A 26,758-nucleotide genomic window follows, 5' to 3' on the forward strand; every position below is an offset into this window, starting at 1 on the left:
AGTCAGGCGCCCGCCCAGCAGTCGACCCAGTCCACGAACGCTTCCGTGGCGGCGTCGACGTCCTCCGTGCGGTAGCCGCTCTCGGCCTCGGTCGCCGCCGTCGCCCGCTCGGTCGCTGTCCCGTTCCCGCGATTCAGTTCCGACGGCATCTCTATCGTCAATCGAGCCATTGGCACCTTGTTACCGAACTCCCTATGTAAAACACCGTCAGACGGGCGTCTGTCGGCCGTTCGCGACCCGCTCGCCCTGACGCCGCCGTTCGACGGGCGATTCCGCCGGCGTCTGCCGATTGGCGACTGCCCGTCCGCTCAGCCGCCCGTCTTCGACTCGTAGGGTGAGCTTACCGGGCCGTAGATAGCGGATCGACGAGGGCGATGGTCGAGGGCAATGGGCGAGGGTCACCTACTCTGACCTCGTTACGTTCGATCGCGAGAGCCAGCTGCCGTGACCCGCGGCGGCACCGCACCGAGCCGATCCGGTCCTGCGTGATCCACACTGCGGTTCGCCGCTGATTCGATCCCGCTGTTCGCGCGTGGGTAGACTCAAGGAGGAAGCCGCTATGGCGTAGTAATCCGGCGTTAAGGACGCCTTATCGTCGAGTAAGACTGGATACACTGGGACTACCCTGTTTCCAAAGATATCCCGTTGTAGCTGTATCAGCCCGTCGCGCAACGGGTTTCGACACAGAATCACTCTGCGGAGCGGTTGTAGTGAACCGTTCGAATCCGTCTACGCCGTCGAAAGCACTGCTTAACTCCACTATGCCGGCTCCTACCCGCCGGTAAGGATAGCGTACTGACCAGTAGAAAGCCGCACGTAACCGTAACTAAACCTGCTCCCAAACGCCACGTATACAGCGACGAAATCGAAAGAACCCTCTTGAAAGGTAAGTCCATCGTACCAGCCGATGGTCGACTCAGACGCACCAAGCGACGACGACGGAACGGAAGATAAGGCGGCATTTCGGACGAATAGGCGGACGTTACTGAAGGCCGTCGGCGGTCTCGCGACGGTCGCCGGTGTCTCACAGATGGCCACTCGCGGTGCGAGCGCGTCGGAGACGTACGACTTCTCGACGACGGTCGATCTCGCGGACCACGCCGCGTCCGGCGACCGGATCGACGGAGTGCTCTCGGACCTCGCCGACCACAACACGCTGATCGAAGTCCCCGACGGAACCTACCAGTGCGGCAGCGTCGACTTCGGCGGGCTGGAGAACTTCGGCATCGCCGCGAAGGACGGAGCGTCGCCGACCTTCGTCGCGCCGGAGTCGCTCGGCGGTCGCTGGTTCAACTTCGACGGCCGCAACGTCCTGCTCGACGGGATCACCTTCGACCACAACGGCCACCCGCGCGGGACGATCAACCTCCACATGACCGGCCCGTGGGTGTGCCGTAACGTCGACCACGTCGGACAGGTGATGGCCAGCGCGTTCCGCCTCGCCTGCACGGACAGCAACGCGACCGGCCTCCTGCAGGACTGCACGGCCGTCGACGGGGCCGTCCAGGGCGAGCGCGGTCGCGGTGCATTCGTGCCCTCCGGCAACAACGGCGAGGTCGTCATCGACGGGTGCCACTTCGAGAACATGACGGACAACTGTATCTACTGCTCGCCGTCGAACGGCCCCGTCCGCGTTCTCAACTGCTTCTTCAAGAACAACAACATCTCGAACGTCCGCGTCAGCATGCCCGCGACCGTCCGCAACGTCGTCGTGGTCAACGACTCGCTCGCGCGAACCCACGGCGGCGGCCGCAACCAGCGCGGGATCTGGCTGCGCGACCGCGGGAGCGGGAACGTCACGGTCGAGAACTGCGACGTCACGCACACCGGCGACGACGACTCCCACCCGATCCTCGTCGAGGGCGGCGAGGGGACCGTCACCGACTGCTGCGTCCGCAACGATACGAGCGCGGCCGCGGTCAACCCGGGCGGTTCCTACTCCGGGTCCGGCATCCACCTCTCCGGCGACGGCGACCTCTCCGCGCCGTCGGACTGGGTCGCCTGTTCCGCGAGCGGCTGCACCGAACCGCGGACGACCGCCCCCGAAGTGGACCGCACGACGTCCACGGAGACGACCACCACGGAGACGGATTCGGGAAACGAGACCGGCGGTAGCACAGACCTGCCGAACGTCGTCACCGTCCACGGTGACCAGGGCCTCGCCGAGTACGAGTTCACCGTCAGCGGCGACCTCGAACCCAACACCGACGGCGCCGGCATCAACAGCTACGACACGATCGACGGCTCGACCGCCACCGGCCGCGTCTGGGGCGGCAGAGACAGCTACAGATTCGGCGGCGAGATCACCGACTTCTCGCTGAGCGACGCCGCAACCGTCTACGTCAACGGCCAGGTGGTCGACCCCGCGGACCTCGGCGAACCCGACCTGCCGAACGTCGTCACCGTCCACGGTGACCAGGACCTCGCCGAGTACGAGTTCACCGTCAGCGGCGACCTCGAACCCAACACCGACGGCGCCGGCATCAACAGCTACGACACGATCGACGGCTCGACCGCCACCGGCCGCGTCTGGGGCGGCAGAGACAGCTACAGATTCGGCGGCGAGATCACCGACTTCTCGCTGAGCGACCCCGCCACCGTCACCGTCAACGGCACGGAAGTCGATCCGAGCCAGTACGGCTCCGGGTCTCCCCCCTCGGTCGACCGGTACGACGTCGCCGAGGCCGGATCGAGGAACAACGACGCGAACATCACCGCCACGTGGGCGGTCTCCGACGACGACGGCGACCTCGCCTCGGTCACGGTGGAAGTGCTGGACGACAGCGGAGCCGTCGTCGACTCTTCCGAGACGACCGTCGGCGGCGAACGCGAGTACGGCGTCGAGTACTTCGTGATCGCTGACGTCCCGGACCAGACATTCGATATCCGACTGACCGTCGCCGACGCGGAGGGCAACGAGTCTACCGCGTCCGCGACCGTCCAGGAGTAACGCGCGTTCTCGCGGTCTCTCCCCGAGAGCGTCGACCATTCGTCGCCATCCGAGACTCCGTGCGACGGGCCGCTTCGGGCCGCTTTCCGAGGAGCACTCGCCCGCTTGCGCTGGGACCGACCGCGCCTGGGTCTACTTCGGGACGGGCGAGACGTCCGGCGCTGTCTCTACCGACGTCCGACCCTCTCGTTCGATCGTGCGGTCCGAGTCGACCACCCGCTCGCAAAAGGACGCCAGCGTCTCCGCCTGGCGCTCCCAGGCGAACCGCTCCGCGACGGAGCGCCCCTCCCGTCCGAGCCGTTCGCGGAGGTCCGGATCGTCGACCAGTCGCTCCAGGTTCGCGCGGATCCGCTCGATGGCCTGCGGCGGGGAGAGCAGCGCCGACTCCTCGTGGGTCGCGTACTCCGGCACGCCGCCGACGTTCGTCGTGACCACCGGCGTCCCGCACGCCATCGCCTCGATGTTCCCCATGCCGAGGCCCTCGTAGTGCGAGGGGAGACAGTAGACGTCCGCTGCCGTGTAGTACCCGGGCAGCGCCTCCTCGGGGATCACGCCCTCGAATACCACAGCGTCGGCGATCCCCAGCGCGTCGGCCGTCTCCTTCGCCCGCTCGTAGTCGCCGCGGCCCACGACGTGGAGCGTCGCCTCCTCGGCGAGCGGTTCGAACGCCCGCAGCAGGTCGAAGGCGCCCTTCGATTCGGTGACCCGGCCGACGTACAGGACCGCGGGCTCGTCGTGTTCGAACGCCGGTTCGACGTCCGGGTGGTACTCGTCGACGTCGACGCCGGGGTAGACCACTTCGTCGACCGAGATGCCGAACTCGTGGCGGACCCGGATCGCGGTGTGGTGGCTGTTCACCAGCGTGTACTCGGCGTCCGAGAAGCGGTTTCGCGCCTTGATCCCGAGACCGATGTTCGGACAGCCGTGGAACTCGTAGGCGGTCGGCGTCTCGGTCGCGTTGGACAGGAGCACGTCGTCGAACCACTGGGAGGTGAGCAGCAGGTCGACGGTCCTGTCGATGTGGTCGAGGTACCCGTTCCGCCGCGCGGACTGGAACATGAGGAGCTTCGAGACGTTCTGCCTGTTCAGCGGCGTCACCCGCGAGACCGCCGCCCGGATCGCCTCCTCGGGGCCGGGTATCGGAATCTGCACGACGTCGACCGCCGACTCCTCGAGCTTCGGAATCGGGTCGCACTCTCTCGTGTAGAGCGTTACCTCGAAGGTGTCAGCCAGTTCGATCGCCATCTCGCGGACGAAGACGGCGATCCCACCCGATTCACGTGCGCCTGCGCTCTCGTGGTAGAACCCGATTCTCATCGGTCCCAGGTTGGACCCTATCAGATATTGTTAGTGACAGCTTTACCCCGGCGAATTTCGCGGGCAACGGGTTTACACGCCAACTTCGATGACAGCGGGTCGAGCGCAGCGCGTTCGAGCGGGCGTACGCGCTCCATTACTATCGTATCGGATCCGGACGATACATCACGTGTCCCGCGAGTGTAGCCGAGAGCCGACCCGGCGCACCTTCCTCCAGACGGTTCTCTGCTCGGCGAGCGCGGCGCTCGCAGGGTGTTCGTTCGACGGCGGCGAGGGTGAACGGGGACCGACGCCGAGAGCCGAATCGACGCCCGACCCGGCCGAGACCCCCAGTCAGGACCCGGGCGGTCCGACGCCGACGGAGAGCGACCCGACGGCGACGCCGGAGCCCGTCCATCCGATGGCCGAGGAGTACGACCGCGCGATCGACGTCGTCGAGGAGGGGGTCGACCCGACCGGCGAGATCCCGATCCGCGATCGGCTCCCCGACCTGGGGACGGACGCGCTGCTGTTTCTGCCGGAGGGTCGGTACCTCGTCGACGGCGGCTGGGACCTCTCGACGTTCGACCGGCTGGCGCTGATCGGCGACGGCGCGACGCTCGTCCCGCGGGACGGCTACCGCGGCACCATGTTCTACTTCGCCGAGGACAGGGAGACGCGCTCGGTCCACATCGAGGGAGTCACGTTCGACTTTTCCGCCGACGAGACGGGGCCGCGGCCGATGAACCTCCGCGCCACCGACGAGCTATTCGTCGGCGACGTCGCGGTCAAGGGGTCGACACGCGGGGTCAGGTTCGACGTGACCGACCCCGACGGACGCGGGGAGATCAACCGACTGCGACTGACCGACGGCGGCCTGCCGGGCCTGAACGCGGTCGGCTGTCTCGTCAGTCCGAAAAACCAGGGGGAACTGGTGTTCGAGGACTGCCGGATCGCCGGGTTCCCGAACAACGGGCTCTACGCGTCCCCGTCGAACGGCCCCGTCACCGTCGACGGCGGGCAGTTCACGAACAACGGTATCGCCAACGTCCGCGTGAGCGGGCCGAGCACCGTCGACGGCGTCACGGTGACGTGCGACCGCGCGCCGGAGGGATTCCTCAACATGCGCGGGATCTGGCTCCGCGGCGGCCGATGCACGGTCGAGAACTGCGAAATCGAGTTGCGGACGCTGACCTACAGCGACGGCGCCGTCGTCGGCGTCTGGCACGGCGACCTCCGGAACACCGATATCCGCGTCGACGCCGACGAGGTCCCCGCGATATCGGTCAAGCCCGGCGACGACGCCGGGCGCTCGCACTCGAAGGTGGACCAGGGGATCACGTGCACCGACGTCACGATCGATGGGTCGGCGGCGAAGGCGTCGACGGTGCTCGTCACGGACTACGAGTCCTGTTCGTTCGAAAACATCTCGATCCACCAGAGCGGCGCAAACCGGGACGGGCTCTACCTGATCCGCTCCGACGGGGCCGTGGTCAGAGACTCCGTCATCGGCGTCACCGGACAGCCGATCCGGGCGGAGGACTCGTCGGTCGAGCGGATCAACGTCGAGACGACGACGCTGGCGCCGAAGTCGGGATCGGACTCGGACTCGACGCCGGACGCCTCGTCGTGAACGGTCGAATTCTTCGGCGTGAAAACGCCCGCAATCTGGTTCTCAGCTACGCCTTGTAGCCGAGGTTCTGGAGTCGGTCCTCGACGACGTCGTCCGAGAGGGAGTCCTCTCCCGCCTCGACCGGCTGTTCCGACCGGATCGTCCGGCGGTCGTCGACCGAGACGACCTGCCAGGGGACCTCTATCAGCTGGGGGGCGTACAGCCCGCGGGGATGACCGTAGCCGCGGACCGGGATCGGTCGCAGGCGGTCCCCGACGAGGTTCCCGTGGTCGGTGCTGACGACGGTCTTCCCGTCGAGGTCGGCGTCCAGCGACCGGACGGTGTCGAGGACGATATCGAGGTTCTCCCGGTAGGCCTCCCACACGGGCGCTCGGTCGAGTTCGCCGTAGCGGAGCTTGTCCCAGACGTCGAGGCTGTCGCTGCGCTCCTCGTCGTCCATGTGCAGGTCGATCCCCGGTTCGTCGAGTCGGCGCCCCGTCTCGCCGAGGAACGGGAAGTGCGGCTGCATGAAGTGGACGAGCAGTCGCTTGTCCGGGAACCGACGGTGGGCCTCCCTGGTGGCGGCGGCCATCTCGGCGGGTCGAACGGTCCCGACGTCCGGGTCCCACGCATCGTCGAGGAGGTTCCGACGGTGGTGGAACACGCCCTCGGAGAGGCGGTAGGCGTGGGGGTTCGCCGTGACGTAGACGGTGTCGTGGAACTGCCGCCCGGCGAAGTTGGCTTCGAGGAACTCCCAGCTGTCGCTGCCAGCTGACCTGCGCCGGTCGACTGGCCGCTCGAACGACGTGTGCTCGCAGTACATGTCGTACCGGCACCCGTCGAGGATGAGCAGGTTGTCCCAGTCTTCGGCCATCACGTCGACGCCCGACGGCCGCGGCTGTCGCCGTCGGTGGTAGGCCTTGTTCAGTTCGCAGCCGATCCGATTCAACTCCCCGAGCACGAGCCCGGGGTTGTCCGTGAGTCGTCGCAGGTTCTCTCTGTTGTATCTACTCGGGAGCATCGTTACACGTTCCGGCGGTCGCGTCGCTGCACTACCCGTGGCAACGGATCATCCGGATATTGTTATGCTGCCCCTTCGCGGCGGAGAGACGCCGTCTGCCGGGCCGGCAGCGACGCGGCCTCCCGGAGTCCGAACGGCGACGCGAACCGTCGAAGTCGCGTCGCCGGGGACCGACGGCTCAGTCGAGCAGCGAGTAGTAGTCGTTCAACATCCGTTTGTCGCGCGCTTCGATCCCGAAGAGGAGGAGGGCGCCGACGTAGACGAGGCCGCCGAGGAGGCTGCCGACGGCGAGGAGGACGACGCCGGAGAGGACGAACGTTGCCCCGTACATGACTGCGACGGCGCCGACGGCCGCGGTGAGCGGTTTCCACAGGCGGACCGAGTACGGGATCATGCCCTCGAAGTACCACACTTCGAGCACCCGGAGGACGTTGAGCACCGCGTTGATCCCGGCGGTCGCGATGGCGGCGCCGATGAAGCCGTACTCCATGATCAGCACGTAGTTCAACGCGACGTTGAGGACGCCGAACGTCCAGTGGTTGAGCATGACCACGTACTGGTGGTCGGTCATCATCAGGAGGTCGTTGCTGGGGCCGGAGAACGCCACCACCGCCTTGCCGACGACGAACAGCGTCAGCACCATCGTCCCCGCGGTGAACTCCTCGCCGAACAGCACGAGCGCCTCCCGGCGGTAGATCACCAGGACGCTCCCGATGAACAGCGTCGCCGTGATGGTCCAGCGGGTGACCGTCGTGAACACCGACTGGAGCATCTCCATGTCGCCCTCGGAGTACAGCCGCGAGGCGACGGGCGGGAACAGCTGGTTGAACCCGCTGAGCGGGAGCAGGATGACGCCGGCGAGCAGCATCGAGATGCTGTAGATGCCGACCTCGGCCGACGAGAGGAAGATCCCGACCATGAAGACGTCGACCTGGTTGTACAGCAGCGACCCCGCCTTCGACCCCGACAGCGGCAGCGAGTAGTTGTAGAACTCCTTCAGCTCGCCGCCCGAGATGTCCGCGGTGGGGCGCAGATCCGTCCGGCGGACGACGACTATCGTGACGAGGACGAACGCGAACGCGCTCGCGAGCGCGAAGCCGACCACCGCGCCCATGAGCATGTATCCGCCCAGCACCGCCGCGCTGATGATCCCCAGCCGCGACAGCCGGACGACGATCCTGAGCGCGTTCTGGTGGACCGGCATCTCGAGGCCGCGGAAGGAGTTGATCCCCAGCTTCGCGAGCGAGATGAACGGGACCGCGATCGCGAACGCCTGCAGCCCCCTCGTGAAGGTCGGGTCGGCGAGCGTGTAGGAGCTGACGACGGGTGCGGCGACGAACAGCACGGCCGCCCCGAGCGTGCTCACGACCGCGCTGGTCGCGTACGCCATCGTGAACGCGCGGTTCCTGGCCGCCCGGTCGTCGAGATTGGACGATATCAGGCGGGTGATCGCGATGTCCGTGCCGAGGTTGGTGAACTTCTGTACCTCGCTGACGATCCGGCGGGCGAACGTGTAGAACCCGTAGAGGTTGGCCCCGAGCACGTTCGTCAGGATCAGGCTGAGGACGAACGCGACGCCGTTTTTCACGATGTTACTGCCGAAGTGGAGGACGGCGCCGTCGGTGACCGACCGGATCGACGACAGCCAGCTATCGGACTCGGCCTGCTTGGGTTCCTCGACGTTGTGTCCAGCCATCTCACCGGGTCCAGTCCTTCGGAGCGTCTCGCGATCGTTCGTACACCCGATTCGCCGGGGACGATTCGTCGGTGGCCGCGAACGGGGGCCGGCGGTCGGCGGATCGAGCCGCCCGCATCGGTGTCCGATCAGGCCGTCTCATCGTCACCCGTCAGGTGGTACTGTCGGAATCCCCCGTTCGACTGGACTCGGTTGATCCCCGGCGTCGTGTCGAGCGACCTGAACCCCTCCGCCGAGTAGCGGAACCCCTCGTACAGGACCACCTCGCGTTCGTAGTCGAGCGTGGTCACGGCGAGGTATCTGGGCTCCTCGTAGTGCGTGGAGAGGTTCGTGTTGAAGATGGGTCCTGGAACGCCGGCCGGGGCCTCGTACGCGGCCCGTCTGGTCGTCTCACGCCCGCGGATGCTGTCGATGTAGCGGACGTACTTCTTGCGCACCCCGGTGATAGCGACGCCGTCGTCGCGGTGTTCCAGCATGGTCTCGTACCCCTCGACCTGCGACTCCGTGATGTGCGACGAGGGCTGGTAGATGTACGGCGAGGAGTACAGCACCATGCCGGCGAGGGGGATCAGCAGGGCCAGGAACAGCACCACTGCGACGGCGCGAGTGGAGTGCGAGGACCGCCCGACCCGTTTCGGGGCGAACGATGCGAGCGCCACGGCGCCCAGCAGCGCGACCAGCAGCATCGCCGCACCGTGGTATCGGAAGTGCTGGGTCGTGACGTTCGCGACGAACGCGACGACGAACAGGCCGCCCAGGGCGCAGAGCGCGGCGGCCACGTACTCCACGAGACCGCGCTCTCGCTCGACCGCCCAGCCGGCGTTCAGGACCCACTTCGCGAACAGGAACGCGGCCACGAGGACGACGAACAGGGTGCTCGGGAGGAAGAGCTTCGCGAACAGTTCCGGGATGCTCCCGCCGACCTGCTGGAGCGAACTCCCGCGCTGGGTGGCCTCGGCCCCGGGCGCGCCGCCCGCCATGATCCTGTCGACCGTGGTCCAGAAGATCCGGCTCGCGACGGTGAACTGGGTCAGCCAGAGGAAGAGGACGCCGAGGGCGAACGCGGTCTGGGTGTGGACGGTGCGGTGTTCGGCGATCCCGCGGCTCCACTTCGTCCGGCGGGCGATGAACTGCACCCCCGAGACGGTCCCGAGTATCATCACGAGGACCAGCGCGGCCTGCGGGTGTATCAGCGTCATCGCGACGCTCGCGAACGCGAGCAGCGCACCGACTCTCGTCGGGACGAGCGCGTGCGAGCCGCCCTCAGACGACGTCGCGACGTACGAGAACAGGAGGTAGAGGACGAAGGGGAGAAAGAGCACGCCCATGGAGAAGGGGTGGAAGGCCTTGTGGACGCTGATGCCGTTGATCGGCAGCCAGAGCAGCGCCGTCAGCAGGCCGACGAGGAAGACGAACCCCTCGTTGACGTCACGCTCGCCGACCACCGCGAGCACGAGCAGCGGGAACGCGAGGAGGTACGTCGCGACGAAGACGGCGGCGACCACCTGCTCCGCGAGGCGGTACGGGAACCCGCCGACGTCGTGCAGGAGGACGGCCATCGTGTGCCCGCCGGGGTACCGAAACTCGACGGGGTCTAACGCGCCCCGCCCGAGTTCCTTGATCCACCCCAGGTGAGAGAGCGGGTCGCCGAGCCCGATGAAGTAGTAGTTGCGCAGGAGCGGGACCGTAGCGACCGCGAGCGCGCAGAGATACAACTGGAGGTAGGCGCCGCGGCGCGCCCACGCGTCAGTCGTCGCGCGCAGCGCCACCCCGACGCCGCCCACAAACGCCAGCGCTATCGCCGCCCAGAACAGCCATGGCGTCGCCCGATAGATGGACAGCTCGTACTCGACAGCGGGCGTCCGCAGTGCAGTCAGCAACCCTCCGAAAAACAGGGCGAAGCTCAGCGCAAGCAGCACCCTGAGGCGACTGGAGGCGGTCCGTACCGGTCGCGCGTTCGATTTGTCGTATCTCATCTGTATCGGGCGTCGAACTCAGTGATGGCCGGCGAAACGGCGTCGCCGGACGGTTCGGGGGGCTGTACCTGTTCGGTCGCTGGCACGCCGCTCGCCGAGGCGTTCAGCCAGACGTGGACGTACCGGTAGGCCGAGTCGACGGTGGGGTTGTCCGGCGGAGCGCCTCGATAGAGCAGGTAGACGATCCGGACGTTCGACCCGGTCAGTCGCGCTTCGAACGTGTGCCGCTCGTAGACGGACTCGCCCCGGTCGACGGCGAGATTGAACGGGTCGAACTGCCGCCGCTCGACGACCACGGCCGACCCGTTGTCGGTCGCCACCCGCTGGACGACCGGCACGACGGAGTACTCCGCGCTCGCGCCCTCGTGGTTCTCGACGTTGACGACGAGCGAGGCCTCCTCGCCGCTGGACAGGTTGCTCGGGAAGTCTCCGGCGACGTACTCCCCGGACTCGTTCTCCGTGACCAGCGTCATCGTCGTGTACCGCTCCGCGGAGGAGTACGCCGTCAGTCCGTATGCGAGACCGCCGATGGACAGCAACACGAGGACCACCAGCGTCAGGTTCAGCGCCCGCTCGGGCCACGAGGGCGACGAGAGGGCGTCGGCGAACCGCGTCGCCGGCCGCCGGTACGGGACGCGGAACCGCTCGCTGGGCGTCACCCAGAGGCGCCGGACGAGTCCGACCGTCAGCGCCGCGATGACCACCGTCTCGAGCGCGGCGAGCGGGACCCACTGCGAGGCCAGGCTGAAGCCGAGGAGGGACAGCGCGACGCCGAGAACGGAGAGCACGCACACGCTGAGCGGCACCGACAGTAATCCCCGAACCTTCCAGCCTGCCGAGTCGCCGAGGAGCCACTCGCGACCGCGTTCAGTCCCCGCGTTCGAGAGTCCGGCGTCGGGCCGCCGCGGATACAGCGCCGAGACGACGGCGTACCCCGGAACGAAACACAGCAGCGGGATCGTGATCACCTTCCGGAGGACCGAGCCGGCGGGAAGGACGTACACCAGAACGTCGGCGAGAACGACGTAGGCGGCGATCATCACCAGGTCGGCGAAGACGGGAAGCGTCCGGTCGACCGCGACCTTCTCGGTCGTGTTCTGGTACTTCATGGCCGCTCGCCCCTCTCGTCGTCCGGCCGGACGCGCCCCTGGCCAGCCGGCTGTCCTCGCGAGGGACCGCGCACGGCCCTCGGATCTGGCTGCCACGCGTTCGGGCCAGATCCCGGCGGGTCGTCGCCGGGTCTCGGTGACTGGCGTCGGTTCGATGCGTCCGGACGATGCAAGAGGCGATCCGCTCGATGTCGTTGCCGTGTTCGCGTCATTGGTAGTTCATCTGTATCCCAGGTGTTCGAGCTTCTCTTCGACCGAGACGGCGGGGTCGTCGGTGTGCGGGCGCGCGTCAGGACGGTACTCCCCGGTGTCCGTGGCGGTGGTCTCGCACCACGGGACCTCTCGGACGACGTCGACGGTCGAGCTGGCCGGATGGCCGAGCGCGCCTTCCTCGCCGAGGGCCTGGCCGTGGTCGGCGGAGACGACGAGGCGGTCCGCGTCGAGGTTCGACCGCAGCAGTTCGACCTCCGAGAGCACGTATCGGAGGTTCTCCAAATGCGCCTCCCAGAGCGCCTCCAGGGAGTAGCCGCCCTCCTCGTGCAGTTCCTGGACGTTCATCCCCCGACGTTCGTCGCCGGGGCGGGTGACCTGCACGGCGTCGATGTCGGGGCGCGTGACGAACGGCGGATGCGGCTGCATGTAGTGGACGATCATGCGCTCGGGGCTGTCCTCGCGCCCGGCCGCGATCGCGCGGTCGGTCACCGTCCGGGCGGGCACCGTGCCCGTCTCTTCGTCCCACCCGTGGCGCCAGATCTCCTCCAGGCGGTCGAACGCTCGCCCGTCGAGGTGGTCAGCCGAGTTCGGGTTGGCCGTCAGGTGGACCGTCCGGGCCATCTCCTCCGCGTACTCGTCGACGAACGTGACGTCCATCCACTCGGCGGAGTTCGTCCCCGGCGTCCGGTGGGTTCCGACGGGGGCGAGGAACGGGAACTCGTCGCTGAGCGCCTCGACCATGTCGACCCTCGCGCAGTCCAGCAGCACCAGTACGTCCCAGTCGCGCTCGTAGACGTTGGTCCCCTGACGGACGTTCAGGTGCCTGACGCCGTAGTTTTTCACCGCTCGCCCGGTGTCGAGAAGGCCCGCTAGCCCCTGCTCGTCGACGTTGCGCCGCACCGACCGGTAGAAACGTTTGACCTTATCCATGACTGTGTCCTCGGGGTCCGTTCATCCGGTATCCGCCGATTACGTCTCCACGCTCGATCCATTAGATAAAAAGAAGATACCTCCTAACCCCCCGTCGAGGGGAGTGACGCCGGGAAGTAGAAGCGTTATACGAACGTCGCCCGGCGAGAATAAGCGTCCTAAAATCGCGCGACCTGGCGCCGGTGGCGGGTCGGTGTGCGGGCTACTGGTAACCGAGTTCCGCGAGGCGCTGCTCCACGGAGGCCGACACGGCGGCCGCGTCCTCGTCGCCGCTCGCCCGTCGCTTGTACTCACAGAGGTCGCCGTCGAAGAACTGCGACCAGACCGGCGAGACCGAGTCGATGTCCGTGGGGGGACCCTGCCAACTGGGCCGGTCAGGGTCGAGGTCGCACCGGACCGTCCGACCCGTGGAGTCCCTGATCTCCTTCTGGTCGCCGTGGAGCACCGTCCGGATCATCCGATCCCAGTGCTCGTGTTCGGGGTCCGGATTGGGACCGGCGCTCAGCCCGACGAGTTCGGCCGGGACGGCCTCCCGACCGATATCCGGGAACTCGCCGCGGCCAAGCGCCGGGAGGAGCGTGTCGAAGTCGAGGTGGCTGGTGAATCGGCCCGTCGGTGGCGCCGCCCCGTCGGGCGGATTCACGATGTCGCAGGGCACGTGCAACAGCCCCTCCGAGAGGCTGCTCTTGTGCCTGACGAGCCCGCCGTCGCCCGGATACCCGAGGTTTTCGCCGTGGTCGGCGGTGACGACGACGGTCGTCTCCCGGTCGGTCTCCTCGCGGAGGTCCGCGATGAACTCGGAGACGTGTCGGTCCAGGTAGTCGATGCTGGCCCCGTAGAGCCCGCGCCGCCGCCGCAGGTATTCGGGGTACTCCTCGGCCGACCCCAGCAGTTCCCAGACGCTCCTGTCGCCGGTCGAGAACGTGTCCGGGGCCGAATACAGCGACTCGTCGTACCCGGCCGTCGGTTCCAGCGGGAGGTGCGACTCCATGAAATTCACGAACAGGAAGAAGGGGCCGTCCGTGCGCCGTACTTTCTGCCGCGCCGAGCGGAGCAACGGCTTCGTCCCGCCGTCGAACAGCCGCGGGACCGGGAGCCGCCGGGAGAGGCTGTCCGCGTACGCGAGAGCGGCGTTCGCCCCGCTCCGCAACGGCTGGTCGTGTCGAGCCGAGTCGGCGAGGAGCCGGAGCTGATTCCGGACGAGCCCGCCGTCGTCCGGCGAGATGTAGTCCACCGGGTCGACGCCTCGCGGGAACCGGCGCGCTTCCGTGACGGTCTCGAACTCGTCGAAGAAGCGGTCGAACTGGAAGGCCTCGCTCGCGAAGACGTTCGAGCTGATGCCGATCCGCCTGTGGTCCGGCATCGCCGCGAACAGCGTCTCCTCGACCGGGATCGAGGCGTAGTTCCTGTCATGCGTGTGGACCCCGTGCTCGTGGGGGAGGTCGCCGGTGACCATGCTCCCGTGGCTCGGGACCGTCCAGGAACTCGCCGCTCGACACTCGTCCATGGAAACGTCCGAAAGCGCCCGCACGCGCGGCGCGTACAGGTCGTAGAAGTCCTTTCGGACGGAATCGTAACAGAGAACGACGACGTTCCGCATGGGGTCGCCAACGCGGACTCCGGCTATTAGTATTCTCTCGCTTACGTGTAAACATGCGGTCAATAACAGTTCGTTCGCCGGATCGGGGAATCTACACGCGACGTCTGTGCGGACTGGGCTTGCAGTATTAATTACAGTATAACAATTACCGCTGGCAGATACTTTCCTCGAAGTTGAGTGATACTCATGGATGGATCGAATCACTCCGCGGACCAGGCGTTCGTACTCGGACTAGACGGGGTTCCGTGGTCACTGTTGCAGGGGTGGATCACCGAGGGTGAGCTCCCGAACCTCACCCGACTGATAGAAGAGGGCGCCGCCGGTCCGCTAGAGAGCACGACGCCGGCGACGACCGCGCTCGCGTGGCCGTCGATCGCGACGGGGGCGCGGCCGGACAAGCACGGGATCTACGGGTTTCGGAAGATAACGCCGTCGTACACGCCGCAGATGTACACGAGTCACGACCGTCAACAGCCGGCGCTCTGGGACGTCCTCTCGCCGGCTGTCGTCGGAAACGTGCCGATGACGTATCCGGCCCAGCCGATCGACGGGAAGCTGGTCAGCGGCATGATGACCCCGGAGATCGACGACCAGTTCTCGTCGCCGCCGGAGCTCGGACGCGAACTCCTCGACCGGGTCCCCGAGTACGAGATCGGCCTCGACTGGAGCGAGTACGTGGGTCGCGAGGAGGAACTCCTCTCGGACCTCTCGGCGCTCGTCGAGAAGCGCCGGGAGCTGCTGCGGCTGCTGATGGAGACCGAGGACTGGCGGCTCTTCTTTTTCGTCTTCACCGCGCCGGACCGGCTGCAACACCTCGTCTGGGACGAGGCCGTGTTGCTCGAACACTACCGGCAACTGGACGACGTCGTCGGGGAGGTCATCGACTACGTGGAGCGACTCGACGCGACCCTGTACGTCGTCTCCGACCACGGCTTCGGCCCGCTCTCGAAGTTCGTCGCGGCGAACCGCGTCTTCGAGACCGAGGGGCTGCTGTCGCGCCAGGAGGGGACCGGCACGCAGTCGCTGCTCTCGCGGTTCGGCGTCTCCCGCGATCGGATCATCTCGGTCCTCTCGAAGGCGGGGATCAGCGGCGAGTCCATCGTCAACACCGTCCCGGAGCGGCTCCTCCGCGTCGTCGGGCGGCAGTTCCCGGGCGACGACGTCCTGTTCGACGTCGACTACAGCGAGACCGAGGTGTTCACGTACGACCACGGCCGCCTGTACATCAACGACGAGAGCCGGTTCGTCGACGGCTGCGTCGCCCCGGAGGACCGGCAGGCCGTGAAGGCCGAAGTCAAAGACGCGCTCGAGGGGATCACCGACCCGCAGACGGGCGCGGCGCCCGTGACTGTCAGAGACGGAGACGACCTGTTCCCGACCGACCCGCACTCGCCGGACCTCATCGTCGAGACGGCGCCGGAGTACGAGTCGACGGGCCGCCTGTCGCAGGACCCGTTCGTCAGCCCCGGCGAGAAGACGGCGAGTCACCGGTCCGAGGGCATCATGATCGCCTGGGGACCGAACGTTAAGGCCGGCGGGTCGCCGATCGACGCCTCCGTGTACGACATCGCGCCGACGCTCCTGCACGGCGTCGGCGAACCCGTCCCGGCCAGCACGGACGGTCGGGTGCTCACCGAGATCTTCGAACCGGCCTCGCCGGCGGCCGAGACGGTCCCGACGTCAGTTACCTACGAGGGCAACGAGACCGCAGAGGTGGCCGGCGAGGACTTCGAAGACGTCGAAGACCGCCTCACTGGCCTCGGCTACCTCGAGTGAATCAGGCGCCGTCCTGCTGACCGCTCGACAGGTGCACACGGTCGGGGGGTGGCATCGCGCTCGAACTTCAGTGAGTCGGCGGGTATGCCCCACCTACGCCTGTTCGGTGGTTCGATACGGGCGGTTCGGCTGCCGGATCGTCGCGCGTTCCGAACGTATCATCCGCTTTTCCTAGCCACTCATTACCCCCGATGACGTACGGACCCGCATGGCCCCGATTATCAACACATATAATTCAGAGGGCGTCGACAGGTCGGCGCTCGAGAGGACGGGGCGCGGGGGGATCCTGTCGGACGGGTACCTGCGGTCGAAGCCGCTCGCGGCGTATCTCGAAGACGGGGAAGAGCCGGTCGTGCTTCGATCGAACGCCAAGAGAGGCGTCGTGCGCAGTACGGTCAGATCGGAGGAGCGCGAGCAGATCGCACCGGGCGACGGTTACCGTGCGTTCGCGCTCGCCACGGATACGAGACTGCTGATTGTCGTCGGTGATACCGACGACGACGGCGACTGGTCGGCCAGCGTTCCGTTGACGGACGTGGAGGTCGTCGAGCACAGCGACGGCGTCCTCACCAGCGAGTTCGTCGTGACGACGGCGGACGACGAGCAACTGTACTTCCCCAGTCGGGACGACCTGGCGCCGATGGTCGAGTACCTCGACGCGGCATCGCTGCGCTGGATCGCCGTCGAGGAGCACCTGGACGACGCCCGCGAGGCGATCATGGAGGCCGACCGCCTCACGCGGTCGCGGCTCTACGACGAGGCGATGGACGCCGTCCGCGACGCGATGGGCGAGACGGACGCCGCCCGCCGCAACGAGCGCGAGCTCTCGGAGGACGGCGTCGAGGCTGCGACGACCCGCATCGAACGCGTCGAAGCCCGGATCGAGGGCGCGAGGCTCCGGACGCTGGAAGGGAGGGCGGCACACACGATCGACCTCGCGGAGGCCCACTGGCGCGACGGCGAGTACGCGCAGGCCCACGACGCCTACGGGACCGCCCACGACGACTACGAGGAGGCCCTCTCGGCGAACGTCGGCGACCCGGAGGTCGCCGAGCGCCTCCGGACGAAACTCGACAGGGTCGAGCGCAACGTCGCCGCCCTGGAGCAGGCGCCGGTGGAGCGGGCCGAAGCCGCCCACGAGCGCGCCCGCGAGACGGACGACCTCCGCGAACGCGGCGAGGAGTTGGCCTTCGCCCTCGACCGCTACCGGACCGCGCTGGAACTCGACTGGGGCCGGTCGGAACGGCGCTTCAACGGCGACCCGGAGGCGATCCGGGCCGCCGTCGATACGGTCGCCAGGGAACTCGTCGAGACGCGGCGCCGGTACGCGACACAGCGCGTCAGACGGGGCGACGTCCACCGCGACGCCGGTCGCCACACCCAGGCGGAGGCGCGCTACCGGGACGCCTACGACGCGCTGGTCGACACCGTCCCTGTCGCCCGCGAGTTGGTCCCCGAGACCCACGACGCCGTGCAGGACCACTGCGACGCGGTCGAACGCCGCCTCCGCCGCCTGGACACCACCGACGACCAGACGCCGGTCCCCAGCGGGACCAGCTAACCGGTCGCGACCGCCACCGTTCTCCGGACGTTAGCGCCCGAGAGCCGCGCTTCTCGCGGTCGAGACGCGCGAACGTAACTATTTATAGTGTGCCTCACCGTAATAGGAATATAATGCCCCAGTGTTCGAACTGCGGCGAGCGCATGAGCCGCAACGACGAGACGACGAAGCTGACGGAGTACGTCTGCGCTCGCTGCCACCGGACCGAGATCGTGCGCAAACCCGCCTATCGAGTCACGGCTTCGGCGACGGCGGATTCGGCGGCGGTCGCCGACGACGACTGAGCGGTTCGGACCCGGGCTCGTTTTTCCGCGAGACAAACCGCACAGCGACAGCTATGCGACGATAGAGTCGCGGAAGAAGTCGGCCGTCGGTCAGTTGTCTGGACGGACGACCGTGACGCTCACTTGTGCAGGACGGTGTGGCGTTCGAGCGCGGGGCCGTCGCCGACGGGGTCGACGGTCTCGGTCGGCCAGTCGCCGGTGCCGGTCAGCAGTTCGATGTCGTCCTCTGTGACGAGGTGGGTGTCTTCGCTCTTGGCGCCCTGAACGGTCGGGTTCCACGCGTAGGCCATCGGCAGGTGGACGGGGTTCTCGGCGTCGGGGGTGGCGAACCACTCACGGCCGGCGTAGCCCGCGGCGCCGCCCTGGTGGTGGTTGCGCCACTCGCCCTCGTAGCCCTGCTCGGCGTAGGCGTCCTGGATCGCGGAGAAGACGTCGCTGGCCGTGCCGCCCGCTCGACCGACGCGCTGGGTGGCCGCGAGCGCGCTCGCCTCGACGCGCGTGGCGATCTCCGTGCGCTCGTCGAGCCAATCGGGCGCGTCGAAGGCGACCGTGCGGGTGACGCTCGCGTGGAGCCCGTCGCGGACGGCGGTGATGGAGGCGATGGCGTACTCGCCGAGTTCGGCGTCGCCGGTCGTGAAGTGTCGGTACTGCTGGCAGCGCTTCCCGCTCCCGACGAGGACGACCGGCGACTCGATGCCGCGGGCGAACAGCCGGTCGCGTAGCCGGCCGCCGACTTCGCGCTCCTCGTCGTCGGAGCCGGCCTCGCGGACGACGTTCTCCAGTACTTCGGCGGCCTCCTCGCCGAGCGACCGGTAGTTCTCGACGTCCCGGTCGGTCATCGGCTGGCGGAGCGGCGTCGGGTCCACGTCCTCGAAGCCCCCCACGTCGAAGTCGGCCGCGGCGGGTGTCGGGCTCACGTCGGCGACCGCCTCGTCGAGATCGGCCTCGAACCAGTCGGCCTGCGCGACGGTGACGTCGTCGGGCAACTCCTCCTCGGCCAGACGGGACGCCTCGATGTTGTCGGTGACGACGGTGAACTCCTCGCCGTCGTAGCCCGCGGCGGCGACGCCGAGCGGGGACGCGCGGTCGACGACGTTGTTGCCGCCGGTCGCCCAGGTGAACGAGGCCGGGCGCGCGAACCAGACGGCTTCGAGGCCGCGGTCGGAAAGCAGTGCGTCGAGGCGCTCGCGGACTGCCTCTCGGTGAGTCATGGGTCGTACTGCTCGGCAGCGCCCATTAAAACTCCCGTCCGAGGCGGGTGTTCGACCCGCTCGACGGCCGGCGCTCCCGACATCCTTAAGTGAATGTACTTATTTGTTCATCGTACTACGGAACAGTCCATCGGTGACATCTATGGAAGCATACATCGAAGCCGTCACAGACGGGGAAGACCTGACGCTGGAGGAGGCTCGGGAGGCGGCGACGGCCGTCTTCGACGGGGCCACGGAGGCACAGATCGGCGCGCTGCTGGCCGCACTGCGCGCGAAGGGCGAGACGGAGGCCGAGATCGCCGGCTTCGCACAGGGGATGCGCGAGGCCGCTCGAACGATCGACCCCGACCGGTCGCCGCTCGTCGACACCTGCGGCACGGGCGGTGACGACTACAGCACGATCAACGTCTCAACGACGAGCGCCATCGTCGCCGCCGGCGCGGGCGTCCCGATCGCCAAGCACGGCAACTACTCCGTCTCCTCGTCGTCGGGGAGTTCGGACGTGCTCGAAGAGATCGGGCTGGACATGGACACTGCGCCCGAGGCCGTGGAGGCGACCGTCGAGGAGGCCGGCATCGGCTACATGCACGCGCCGGCGTTCCACCCGGCGATGAAGGCCGTCATCGGCCCGCGCCGCGAACTCGGGATGCGGACCATCTTCAACGTCCTCGGGCCCCTCACGAACCCCGCCGGCGCCGACGCGCAGGTCATGGGCGTCTTCGACCACGACCTCGTCGGGCTGATCGGCCGCGCGGTCGCGGAGATGCCCGTCGACCACGCGCTGATCGTCCACGGCTCCGGCATGGACGAGATCACGATCCACGACGAGACGACCGTCGCCGAGGTCGAGGGGAGCGAGGTCACCGAGTACACGATCACGCCCGAGGACCTCGGGCTGGAGACCCACGACATCGGGGCCGTCGCGGGCGGAACGCCGGAGGAGAACGCCGAGGACCTGCGGGGGATCGTCGAGGGGACGGTCACCGGCGCGAAGCGGGACATCATCCTCGCCAACGCGGGCGCGGCGGTGTACGTCGCCGGGCAGGCCGACTCGCTCGAAGCGGGCGTCGCGGCCGCGGCCGACGCCATCGACTCCGGCGACGCCGCCGCGAAGCTGGACGAGCTGCGCGAAGTGAGCGCCCGCGTCGCCACCGACGGGGGCCGATGAGCGGCGTGAGCGACTCGAACCCGGGGTCGCGGTCGAGCACGCGCGTCAAGATCTGCGGCGTCACCCGCTCGGCTGATCGGGACGCCGCTGTGGTCGCCGGGGCCGACGCCGTGGGCGTCATCTGCGACGTTCCCGTGGACACGCCCCGCGAAGTCGACGAGGAGACCGCTGCGGATCTGCTCGACGGCGTCCCGCCACTGGTCACCGGCGTGCTCGTCACGATGCCGGACAACGTCGACGACGCGGTCGAACTCGCCCAGGCCCTCGGTCCTGACGCCGTCCAGGTCCACGGCGGGCTCTCGCCGAGCGAACTCGCCGCGCTCGGTCGCCGACTGAGCCAGGACATCGTCGTGGCCGTCGACGCCGACGCGGACGACGTCGGAGCATACGCCGACGCGGCCGACGCCCTGCTCGTCGACTCGGTCGACGCCGAGGGCGGCGGCGGCACCGGCGAGACCCACGACTGGGAGCGCACCCGAGATATCGTCGACGACCTCGACGTTCCGGTGATCCTCGCAGGCGGACTCACCCCCGACAATGTCGCCGAAGCCGTCGAGACGGTCCGGCCGTTCGGCGTCGACGTGGCGACGGGCGTCGAGCGCGTCAACGACGCGGGCGACCGCGTGGGCGGCGAGAAGGACCACGAGGGCGTCCGCGAGTTCGTCTCGAACGCGACCCGAGAGGTGACGACCGCATGAGCGGACCCGCGCTCGACCACTCGAAGGAGGAGTTCGTCGAACTCGCCGACGCCGACGAGCCGGTCGTCGTCCGTGCCGCGGCCGAACTCGACACCGCGGTCGAGCCGCTGGAGGCCTACGCGGCGCTGTCGGGCCGGACGACGGCCGTCGAGGGCGCCGACTACACCTTCCTGCTGGAGAGCGCCGAGAAGGTCGCCTCCAGCGATCCGGACGGCGCGTTCTCGCCGACCACCGACGACCGCCACGCCCGCTACTCGTTCGTCGGCTACGACCCGAAGGGCGTCGTGACCGTCGCCGCCGACGACGCGACCGTCGACGTGTTCGACGACCGCTACGAGACGTGCTTCGACGTGAACGGCGGCGACGTGCTCGACCGCGTCCGCGGGTCGATGCCCGATGTCGAGCGACGCGGGTTCCCCGACATGGACCGCGAGCACTTCGAGGGCGGCCTCGTCGGCTTCCTCGCCTACGACGCCGTCTACGACCTCTGGCTGGACGAGGTCGGACTGGAGCGGCCCGACTCGCGGTTCCCCGACGCGCAGTTCGTCCTCACGACGAGCACGCTCGTCTTCGACGACGTCGAGGGGACCGTCTCGCTCGTCCTCACGCCCATCCTCGAACCCGGCGACGACGCCGCCGCCCGCTACGAGGAACTGGAGGCAGAGGTCGAGCGCGTCGCGGACCTGCTCGCCGGCGCCGCCGAACTGGAGACCGGCGGGTTCGTCCGCGAGCGCGAGGACGCGGGCCCGAAAGACGAGTACGAACAGGCCGTCGAGGCGGCGAAGGAGCACGTCCTCGCCGGCGACATCTACCAGGGCGTCATCTCCCGGACGCGGGAACTCTACGGCGACGTCGACCCGCTCGGCCTCTACGAGTCGCTCCGGTCGGTCAACCCCTCGCCGTACATGTACGTCCTCGACTACGACGGACTCTCCATCGTCGGCGCGAGCCCCGAGACGCTCGTCGCCGTCCGCGGCGATCAGGTGCTCTCGAACCCCATCGCGGGCACCTGCTCGCGCGGCACCAGCCCGGTCGAGGACCGCCGCCTCGCCGGCGAGATGCTCGCCGACGGGAAGGAGCGCGCCGAGCACACGATGCTCGTCGACCTCGCGCGGAACGACGTGCGCCGCGTCTCCGATCCCGGGAGCGTCCGCGTCGAGGAGTTCATGAGCGTCCTCAAGTACAGCCACGTCCAGCACATCGAATCCACCGTGACGGGCACGCTCGCCGACGATTCGGACGCCTTCGACGCGACCCGGGCCTCCTTCCCCGCGGGCACCCTCTCCGGCGCGCCGAAGATCCGCGCCATGGAGATCATCGACGACCTCGAACTGTCGCCGCGAGGCCCCTACGGCGGCGGCGTCGGCTACTTCACGTGGACCGGCGACGCCGAACTCTGCATCGTCATCCGGACCGCGACCGTCGAGGATCTGGACAGCGACTACGGCGCGGACGTCGACAGTGACGCTCTCGCGTCGGGCGTCTCCGACCGCGTCACCGTCCAGGCCGGCGCGGGCATCGTCGCCGACAGCGACCCCGAAAGCGAGTACGAGGAGACCGAGAAAAAGATGGGCGGCGTCCTCGACGCCCTCGAAGCCATCGAGGTCGACGATCCAGCGGGCGGAGCAGTGGACGAGAGCGACGCCGCCGTCGAGGCCGAGGAGGTGTCCCGATGAGCGCCGGTCAGCACGAGCGCACCGAGAAGGCCGAGGTGCTCTTCGTCGACAACTTCGACTCGTTCACCTACAATCTCGTCGAGTACGTCAGCGAGCACGCCGACACCGAGGTCGTCCGCAACACGGCGTCGCTCGACGACGTGCGCGCCGTCGACCCGGACGCCGTCGTCGTCAGCCCCGGCCCCGGCCACCCGAAGAACGACCGCGACGTGGGCGTGACGACCGACGTCCTCACCGAGGTCAGCCCCGATGTGCCGACGCTGGGCGTCTGTCTCGGCCTCGAAGCCGCGGTCCACGCCTACGGCGGCGAGGTCGGCCGCGCCCCGGAACCCATCCACGGCAAGGCCTTCCCCGTCGACCACGACGGCGAGGGCGTCTTCGCCGGCCTCGACCAGGGGTTCCAGGGCGGCCGCTACCACTCGCTGGTCGCCACGGACGTCCCCGACTGCTTCGAGGTGACCGCGACGACGGAAACCGAGGGTGAAGACGGCGAACCCGTGGAACTCGTCATGGGGATCCGCCACCGCGAGCACCCCATCGAGGCCGTGCAGTTCCACCCCGAGTCCGTGCTCACCGCCGTCGGCCACGACGTCATCCGGAACTTCCTCGACGGCGTTTGAGTGTCTGCGACCGCCTTTTCCACCGTGGCGCGCGCTGTCGCGAGTTTCAGCTCGCGACAGCATCGTGCGAGGTCTTCGCGAGTGGAACGAGCGAAGGCTCGAAAGACGAGCGAAGCGAGTCTTTCGGTGGATGAGAAGCGCAACGGAGTGAGCATCGCAATCGGTTGGGGAGGCGCGTGGCTGTATACCGTGCTGTGCGGTTGTGTTCGCTGATCCCTGGTGGACTGAAAGGGCGAGATTCGCTCGCGGGTGGTGCGGGCTCTATCCGAGGGAGCGCCAGCGACCGAGGATATCCCGCACAGCGTCCGCGAGCGGGCCGAGGGCTTTCAACTCTCTACGTAGAGTGCGGACACTTCTACGACTAGCGAGCGGGGAGATTTCAGCAGACCGCTAATGCTGACGCCTACGCGCCCAACATCAACGGGACCAACAGGACGCCCATCAGAGAGGCGCGCCGAGCGCCGAACTTGACGGGTACCAGCCCGACGAGCGTCGAGAGGCCGAACACCCCGACGCCGAGCGGCCCGGTCAACACAGCCACGACCACTAGAACGAGGCACAACACGCCGACGGACAGTTTCGTGTAATCGGCCTGGCCGACCCGCCGCAAGTATCCGTCGCCGAGGGTCACCACGAGGACGAACCCGGCGGTCGCGGCCGCCAGCACGCTCCCGAGCAGGAGCGGGAGATCCAGCGGCACGCCCGCCTCGTCGACGGCGACCATCACGCCGGTACGTGGCGTGCCGAGCGCGACCAGCGCCAGAAGTGCGAAGACCGAATTTGCCGTGTTCACGCCGCTGGTCGTCACCACGAACGCTCGCGGGCCGTCGCCGGAGACGGCCAGCAGGGCGACCGTCGCCGCGATGGCGCTCGACACGCCTGGGACGTACCCGACGACGGCGCCCGAGAGCGTCCCTATCAGGGCGAATCCCGCGATCGCCTGTCGAGACGTGCTCACGTTCGCCCCCTCCTGTTCGGGGACGCCCTCGCCGGTCAGCGCGTCGAGCAGGACCGGCGCGCCGAACAAGCCGGTGAAGATCGGGGCGAGCATCCCGCCCGAGTCCACGAGGCCGCCGGCGGGCAGGTCCAGCACCACGATCCCCAGCGCACCGCTGGCGCCGACCGACAGCGCGGCGCCCAGTCGCCCGAGATTCGTCGACTCCGTCGCGACGAGCACGACCACGACGCCGCCCAGAAGTAGCGGCAGATGCGCCCGGAGCGTCGGGTAGACGGCGGTCATCACGCGAGTCATCGGGATCGCCAGCGGCGCTGCGATCACGACCGCACCCGCGCTACCGAGGGCCGAGAGCCGCAACGCCTCCCGCCCGCGACCGGCCAGCACCAACTGGTGGCTCGGCAGCGCGGAACTCGCCATCGCCGGGTCGGGCACCCCGAGCGCGAGCGCGGGGACGATGTCGAGAAAGGTGTGGACCGTTCCGGCGGCGAGCATCGCCGCGCCGACGTACCGGACGGGACCGGGGACCGACGGAGCGACGCCCGCGAGCAGGAGGGCGAACGTGTTGGCGTGGATCCCCGGCGTGAGTCCGCTGACGGTCCCGAGTGCGATCCCGCCGGCGAGGAAGCCGCAGAACAGGAGTGTCTGGTGGGGAGCGACGACGACGCGGACGCCGAACGGGTCCATCGACACGGAGTGGCCCCGGAATAGCTGATAAACTCTCGCCCGCTCGGGCCACCGGGTCCGGCTACCCCTGCCCGACGCGAGTCTCCTCGCCTTCCCAGTAGCGCTCGCGGAGTTCGTACTTCTGTACCTTGCCCGTGGCCGTCTCCGGCAGGTCGTCGACGAAGTCGACGCTCCGCGGTTTCTTGTAGCTCGCGAGTCGCTCGGCGGCGAAGTCGATCACCTCGTCTTCGGTGAGGTCGGCGTTGTCCTGCTCGACGACGACGCCGTGGACGCGCTCGCCCCACTCGTCGTCGGGCGCGGCGACCACGGCCGCCTTCAGGACTCCGGGGTGGTCGAAGAGGACGTCCTCGACCTCGATCGAGGAGACGTTCTCGCCGCCCGTGATGATGATGTCCTTCTTGCGGTCCTGGATCTGTATCATCCCGTTCTCGTCGATTGTCGCGATGTCGCCCGTGTGGAACCACCCCTCTACGCGGCCGCTGAACGCTTCCTCCGTCCGCTCGGGCTTGCCGAGATACCGGTCCATCACCTGGTTCCCCTTGACGACGACCTCCCCCTGGGTACTCCCGTCGGGTGGGACGTCCTCGCCGTCCTCGTCGACGACGCGGACCCGCGTCGAGAGGACTTCGAACCCCTGCTTCTGCTTGAGGCCGAACCGATCGTCGGTCTGGGCGAGGCGACGCGCGGAGTTGCTGGTCGTGACGAGCGGCGCCGTCTCCGTCAGCCCGTAGAGCTGGATCATCTCCCAGCCGAACGCCTCTTCGACGGTCCGCATGGTCGCCTTCGGCGGGGCGCTCCCGGCCGTCGTCAGGCGCACGCCGCTCTCTCCGGTGGTCTCCGGTTCGTGCTCGTCGTGGTACTCGATGAGGCGGTTCAGCACCGTCGGTGCGCCACAGAGGTGCGACACGTCGCGGTCGACCACCCGTTCGAAGGTTCGACCGGGGTCGAAGGCCCGCTGGCAGACGTGGGTCGCGCCGACCCCCGTCAGCGCGTAGGTGTACCCCCACCCGTTGCAGTGAAACATCGGCAGCGTCCACAGGTAGGTGTCGTCGTCCGACAGGTCCATGTGATGGGTCAAAAGCAGCGCGTGGTAGTGCTCGGTCCGGTGGGTCCGGACGACGCCCTTCGGGTCACCGGTCGTGCCCGACGTGTAGTTGATCGTGGCGTCGTCGTCCTCGGCGATCGCCGGCCGCTCCGGTCGCTCCGTCGGATAGTCGCTGATCCACGTGGCGTAGTCCTCCCAGTCGCCGTCGATCCGGTCGGACTCGTAGCCGACGAACCGGCTCGCGGGCACGTCGCCTCGGACCGCTTCGATCTTGTCGGCGAACTCGTGGTCGGCGACGACGAGTGCGGCGTCGCAGTCGTTCAGGATGTACTCGTAGTCGTCCGGCGTCAATCGGTAGTTGATCGGGACGAACACCATCCCCAGCTGCTGGGTCGCGAACTCCGTCTCCAGGAAGTAGTGGGTGTTCCCGGCGACGAGCGCGACTCTGTCGCCCTGTCCGAGGCCGGCGTCCAGCAGCGCGTTCGACACCTGATTCACCCTGTCGGCGAACTCGTCGTAGGTGAACTCCCGCCCCGCGTCGGTCACCACCGCCGTCACATCGTCGTACAGGTCCGCACCCCGGTCGAGGAAGTCGGTCGTGCGCAGTGGTACGTTCATCGTGCTGACTCCACGACGGAGTATTCATGACGTATTTTTATGAAGGTTTCTGCACG

Annotated in this window: 20 protein-coding genes; 9 read left to right on the forward strand and 11 right to left on the reverse strand. The window is 68.1% G+C overall.

Annotated features, from left to right (window positions below; all coding sequences use genetic code 11):
• Positions 1-2 precede the first annotated feature (2 nt).
• Positions 3-170, reverse strand: a complete 168-nt coding sequence (locus PSC72_RS03900) for a hypothetical protein (protein WP_274324581.1) — start codon at positions 168-170, stop codon at positions 3-5.
• 737 nt (positions 171-907) lie between these two features.
• On the opposite strand from PSC72_RS03900, the gene PSC72_RS03905 reads away from it, so the two are divergent.
• On the forward strand, positions 908-2,950 hold the full coding sequence (locus PSC72_RS03905) for a right-handed parallel beta-helix repeat-containing protein (protein WP_274324582.1): 2,043 nt from the start codon (positions 908-910) through the stop codon (positions 2,948-2,950).
• Positions 2,951-3,082: 132 nt separating this feature from the next.
• Here the strand turns inward: PSC72_RS03905 and PSC72_RS03910 are convergent, their stop codons facing one another.
• Complete coding sequence (locus PSC72_RS03910; RefSeq protein WP_274324584.1) at positions 3,083-4,267, reverse strand: glycosyltransferase family 4 protein; 1,185 nt, start codon at positions 4,265-4,267, stop codon at positions 3,083-3,085.
• Between the two features lie 169 nt (positions 4,268-4,436).
• On the opposite strand from PSC72_RS03910, the gene PSC72_RS03915 reads away from it, so the two are divergent.
• Positions 4,437-5,879 (forward strand): right-handed parallel beta-helix repeat-containing protein, encoded by a 1,443-nt coding sequence (locus PSC72_RS03915; RefSeq protein ID WP_274324585.1) that lies wholly within the window; start codon positions 4,437-4,439, stop codon positions 5,877-5,879.
• Positions 5,880-5,925: 46 nt separating this feature from the next.
• Here the strand turns inward: PSC72_RS03915 and PSC72_RS03920 are convergent, their stop codons facing one another.
• The 6 genes from PSC72_RS03920 to PSC72_RS03945 form a co-directional block, all read right to left on the reverse strand.
• Positions 5,926-6,879: an alkaline phosphatase family protein gene (locus PSC72_RS03920; RefSeq protein WP_274324586.1), complete on the reverse strand. Its 954-nt coding sequence runs from the start codon at positions 6,877-6,879 to the stop codon at positions 5,926-5,928.
• A gap of 178 nt (positions 6,880-7,057) precedes the next feature.
• Entirely contained in the window at positions 7,058-8,575 is a 1,518-nt protein-coding gene (locus tag PSC72_RS03925) for a flippase (protein WP_274324587.1), read from the reverse strand.
• 128 nt (positions 8,576-8,703) lie between these two features.
• The gene (locus PSC72_RS03930; protein WP_274324588.1) at positions 8,704-10,551 is read right to left on the reverse strand and encodes a hypothetical protein; all 1,848 of its coding nucleotides are present in this window, start codon (positions 10,549-10,551) and stop codon (positions 8,704-8,706) included.
• The gene (locus tag PSC72_RS03935) at positions 10,548-11,660 is read right to left on the reverse strand and encodes a DUF1616 domain-containing protein (RefSeq protein ID WP_274324589.1); all 1,113 of its coding nucleotides are present in this window, start codon (positions 11,658-11,660) and stop codon (positions 10,548-10,550) included. The genes PSC72_RS03930 and PSC72_RS03935 overlap by 4 nt, the downstream gene beginning before the upstream one ends.
• A gap of 219 nt (positions 11,661-11,879) precedes the next feature.
• Positions 11,880-12,803: a hypothetical protein gene (locus PSC72_RS03940; RefSeq protein WP_274324590.1), complete on the reverse strand. Its 924-nt coding sequence runs from the start codon at positions 12,801-12,803 to the stop codon at positions 11,880-11,882.
• A 202-nt stretch (positions 12,804-13,005) separates the two neighbouring features.
• Positions 13,006-14,403, reverse strand: a complete 1,398-nt coding sequence (locus PSC72_RS03945; protein ID WP_274324591.1) for a sulfatase-like hydrolase/transferase — start codon at positions 14,401-14,403, stop codon at positions 13,006-13,008.
• Between the two features lie 186 nt (positions 14,404-14,589).
• On the opposite strand from PSC72_RS03945, the gene PSC72_RS03950 reads away from it, so the two are divergent.
• The 3 genes from PSC72_RS03950 (at position 14,590) to PSC72_RS03960 (ending at position 18,024) form a co-directional block, all read left to right on the forward strand.
• A complete protein-coding gene (locus tag PSC72_RS03950; RefSeq protein WP_274324592.1) occupies positions 14,590-16,179 on the forward strand; it encodes an alkaline phosphatase family protein in 1,590 nt (529 codons plus the stop codon).
• Positions 16,180-16,387: 208 nt separating this feature from the next.
• The gene (locus tag PSC72_RS03955; RefSeq protein ID WP_274324593.1) at positions 16,388-17,740 is read left to right on the forward strand and encodes a hypothetical protein; all 1,353 of its coding nucleotides are present in this window, start codon (positions 16,388-16,390) and stop codon (positions 17,738-17,740) included.
• A gap of 113 nt (positions 17,741-17,853) precedes the next feature.
• The gene (locus PSC72_RS03960; RefSeq protein WP_274324594.1) at positions 17,854-18,024 is read left to right on the forward strand and encodes a hypothetical protein; all 171 of its coding nucleotides are present in this window, start codon (positions 17,854-17,856) and stop codon (positions 18,022-18,024) included.
• Between the two features lie 119 nt (positions 18,025-18,143).
• Here PSC72_RS03960 and PSC72_RS03965 read toward each other — a convergent pair whose 3' ends face one another.
• Positions 18,144-19,235 (reverse strand): M24 family metallopeptidase, encoded by a 1,092-nt coding sequence (locus PSC72_RS03965; protein ID WP_274324595.1) that lies wholly within the window; start codon positions 19,233-19,235, stop codon positions 18,144-18,146.
• A gap of 142 nt (positions 19,236-19,377) precedes the next feature.
• Between PSC72_RS03965 and trpD the strand changes: the two genes are divergently transcribed.
• From trpD to trpG, 4 genes are read left to right on the forward strand one after another with little or no spacing between them, the layout of a single operon-like run.
• Entirely contained in the window at positions 19,378-20,403 is a 1,026-nt protein-coding gene (gene trpD, locus PSC72_RS03970; RefSeq protein WP_274324596.1) for an anthranilate phosphoribosyltransferase, read from the forward strand.
• Positions 20,400-21,101, forward strand: a complete 702-nt coding sequence (locus PSC72_RS03975; RefSeq protein ID WP_274324597.1) for a phosphoribosylanthranilate isomerase — start codon at positions 20,400-20,402, stop codon at positions 21,099-21,101. The genes trpD and PSC72_RS03975 overlap by 4 nt, the downstream gene beginning before the upstream one ends.
• Entirely contained in the window at positions 21,098-22,777 is a 1,680-nt protein-coding gene (gene trpE / locus PSC72_RS03980; RefSeq protein ID WP_274324598.1) for an anthranilate synthase component I, read from the forward strand. The genes PSC72_RS03975 and trpE overlap by 4 nt, the downstream gene beginning before the upstream one ends.
• The gene (gene trpG, locus PSC72_RS03985) at positions 22,774-23,397 is read left to right on the forward strand and encodes an anthranilate synthase component II (RefSeq protein WP_274324599.1); all 624 of its coding nucleotides are present in this window, start codon (positions 22,774-22,776) and stop codon (positions 23,395-23,397) included. Before trpE ends, trpG begins: the two co-directional genes overlap by 4 nt.
• Positions 23,398-23,800: 403 nt before the next feature.
• Here the strand turns inward: trpG and PSC72_RS03990 are convergent, their stop codons facing one another.
• Complete coding sequence (locus tag PSC72_RS03990) at positions 23,801-25,039, reverse strand: tripartite tricarboxylate transporter permease (RefSeq protein ID WP_274324600.1); 1,239 nt, start codon at positions 25,037-25,039, stop codon at positions 23,801-23,803.
• A 61-nt stretch (positions 25,040-25,100) separates the two neighbouring features.
• The gene (locus PSC72_RS03995) at positions 25,101-26,702 is read right to left on the reverse strand and encodes a long-chain-fatty-acid--CoA ligase (RefSeq protein WP_274324601.1); all 1,602 of its coding nucleotides are present in this window, start codon (positions 26,700-26,702) and stop codon (positions 25,101-25,103) included.
• Positions 26,703-26,758 lie beyond the last annotated feature (56 nt).

This window comes from Halosimplex aquaticum (genome assembly GCF_028747785.1).
Classification (GTDB): Archaea; Halobacteriota; Halobacteria; order Halobacteriales; family Haloarculaceae; genus Halosimplex; species Halosimplex aquaticum.

What these genes read in the sequence shown, in the direction of transcription:
- PSC72_RS03900 (WP_274324581.1), bottom strand. Translation starts at nt 170, where the DNA reads ATGGCTCGATTGACGATAGAGATGCCGTCGGAACTGAATCGCGGGAAC.
- PSC72_RS03905 (WP_274324582.1), top strand. Translation starts at nt 908, where the DNA reads ATGGTCGACTCAGACGCACCAAGCGACGACGACGGAACGGAAGATAAG.
- PSC72_RS03910 (WP_274324584.1), bottom strand. Translation starts at nt 4,267, where the DNA reads ATGAGAATCGGGTTCTACCACGAGAGCGCAGGCGCACGTGAATCGGGT.
- PSC72_RS03920 (WP_274324586.1), bottom strand. Translation starts at nt 6,879, where the DNA reads ATGCTCCCGAGTAGATACAACAGAGAGAACCTGCGACGACTCACGGAC.
- PSC72_RS03925 (WP_274324587.1), bottom strand. Translation starts at nt 8,575, where the DNA reads ATGGCTGGACACAACGTCGAGGAACCCAAGCAGGCCGAGTCCGATAGC.
- PSC72_RS03930 (WP_274324588.1), bottom strand. Translation starts at nt 10,551, where the DNA reads ATGAGATACGACAAATCGAACGCGCGACCGGTACGGACCGCCTCCAGT.
- PSC72_RS03935 (WP_274324589.1), bottom strand. Translation starts at nt 11,660, where the DNA reads ATGAAGTACCAGAACACGACCGAGAAGGTCGCGGTCGACCGGACGCTT.
- PSC72_RS03940 (WP_274324590.1), bottom strand. Translation starts at nt 12,803, where the DNA reads ATGGATAAGGTCAAACGTTTCTACCGGTCGGTGCGGCGCAACGTCGAC.
- PSC72_RS03945 (WP_274324591.1), bottom strand. Translation starts at nt 14,403, where the DNA reads ATGCGGAACGTCGTCGTTCTCTGTTACGATTCCGTCCGAAAGGACTTC.
- PSC72_RS03950 (WP_274324592.1), top strand. Translation starts at nt 14,590, where the DNA reads ATGGATGGATCGAATCACTCCGCGGACCAGGCGTTCGTACTCGGACTA.
- PSC72_RS03955 (WP_274324593.1), top strand. Translation starts at nt 16,388, where the DNA reads ATGGCCCCGATTATCAACACATATAATTCAGAGGGCGTCGACAGGTCG.
- PSC72_RS03960 (WP_274324594.1), top strand. Translation starts at nt 17,854, where the DNA reads ATGCCCCAGTGTTCGAACTGCGGCGAGCGCATGAGCCGCAACGACGAG.
- PSC72_RS03965 (WP_274324595.1), bottom strand. Translation starts at nt 19,235, where the DNA reads ATGACTCACCGAGAGGCAGTCCGCGAGCGCCTCGACGCACTGCTTTCC.
- trpD (WP_274324596.1), top strand. Translation starts at nt 19,378, where the DNA reads ATGGAAGCATACATCGAAGCCGTCACAGACGGGGAAGACCTGACGCTG.
- PSC72_RS03975 (WP_274324597.1), top strand. Translation starts at nt 20,400, where the DNA reads ATGAGCGGCGTGAGCGACTCGAACCCGGGGTCGCGGTCGAGCACGCGC.
- trpE (WP_274324598.1), top strand. Translation starts at nt 21,098, where the DNA reads ATGAGCGGACCCGCGCTCGACCACTCGAAGGAGGAGTTCGTCGAACTC.
- trpG (WP_274324599.1), top strand. Translation starts at nt 22,774, where the DNA reads ATGAGCGCCGGTCAGCACGAGCGCACCGAGAAGGCCGAGGTGCTCTTC.
- PSC72_RS03990 (WP_274324600.1), bottom strand. Translation starts at nt 25,039, where the DNA reads ATGGACCCGTTCGGCGTCCGCGTCGTCGTCGCTCCCCACCAGACACTC.
- PSC72_RS03995 (WP_274324601.1), bottom strand. Translation starts at nt 26,702, where the DNA reads ATGAACGTACCACTGCGCACGACCGACTTCCTCGACCGGGGTGCGGAC.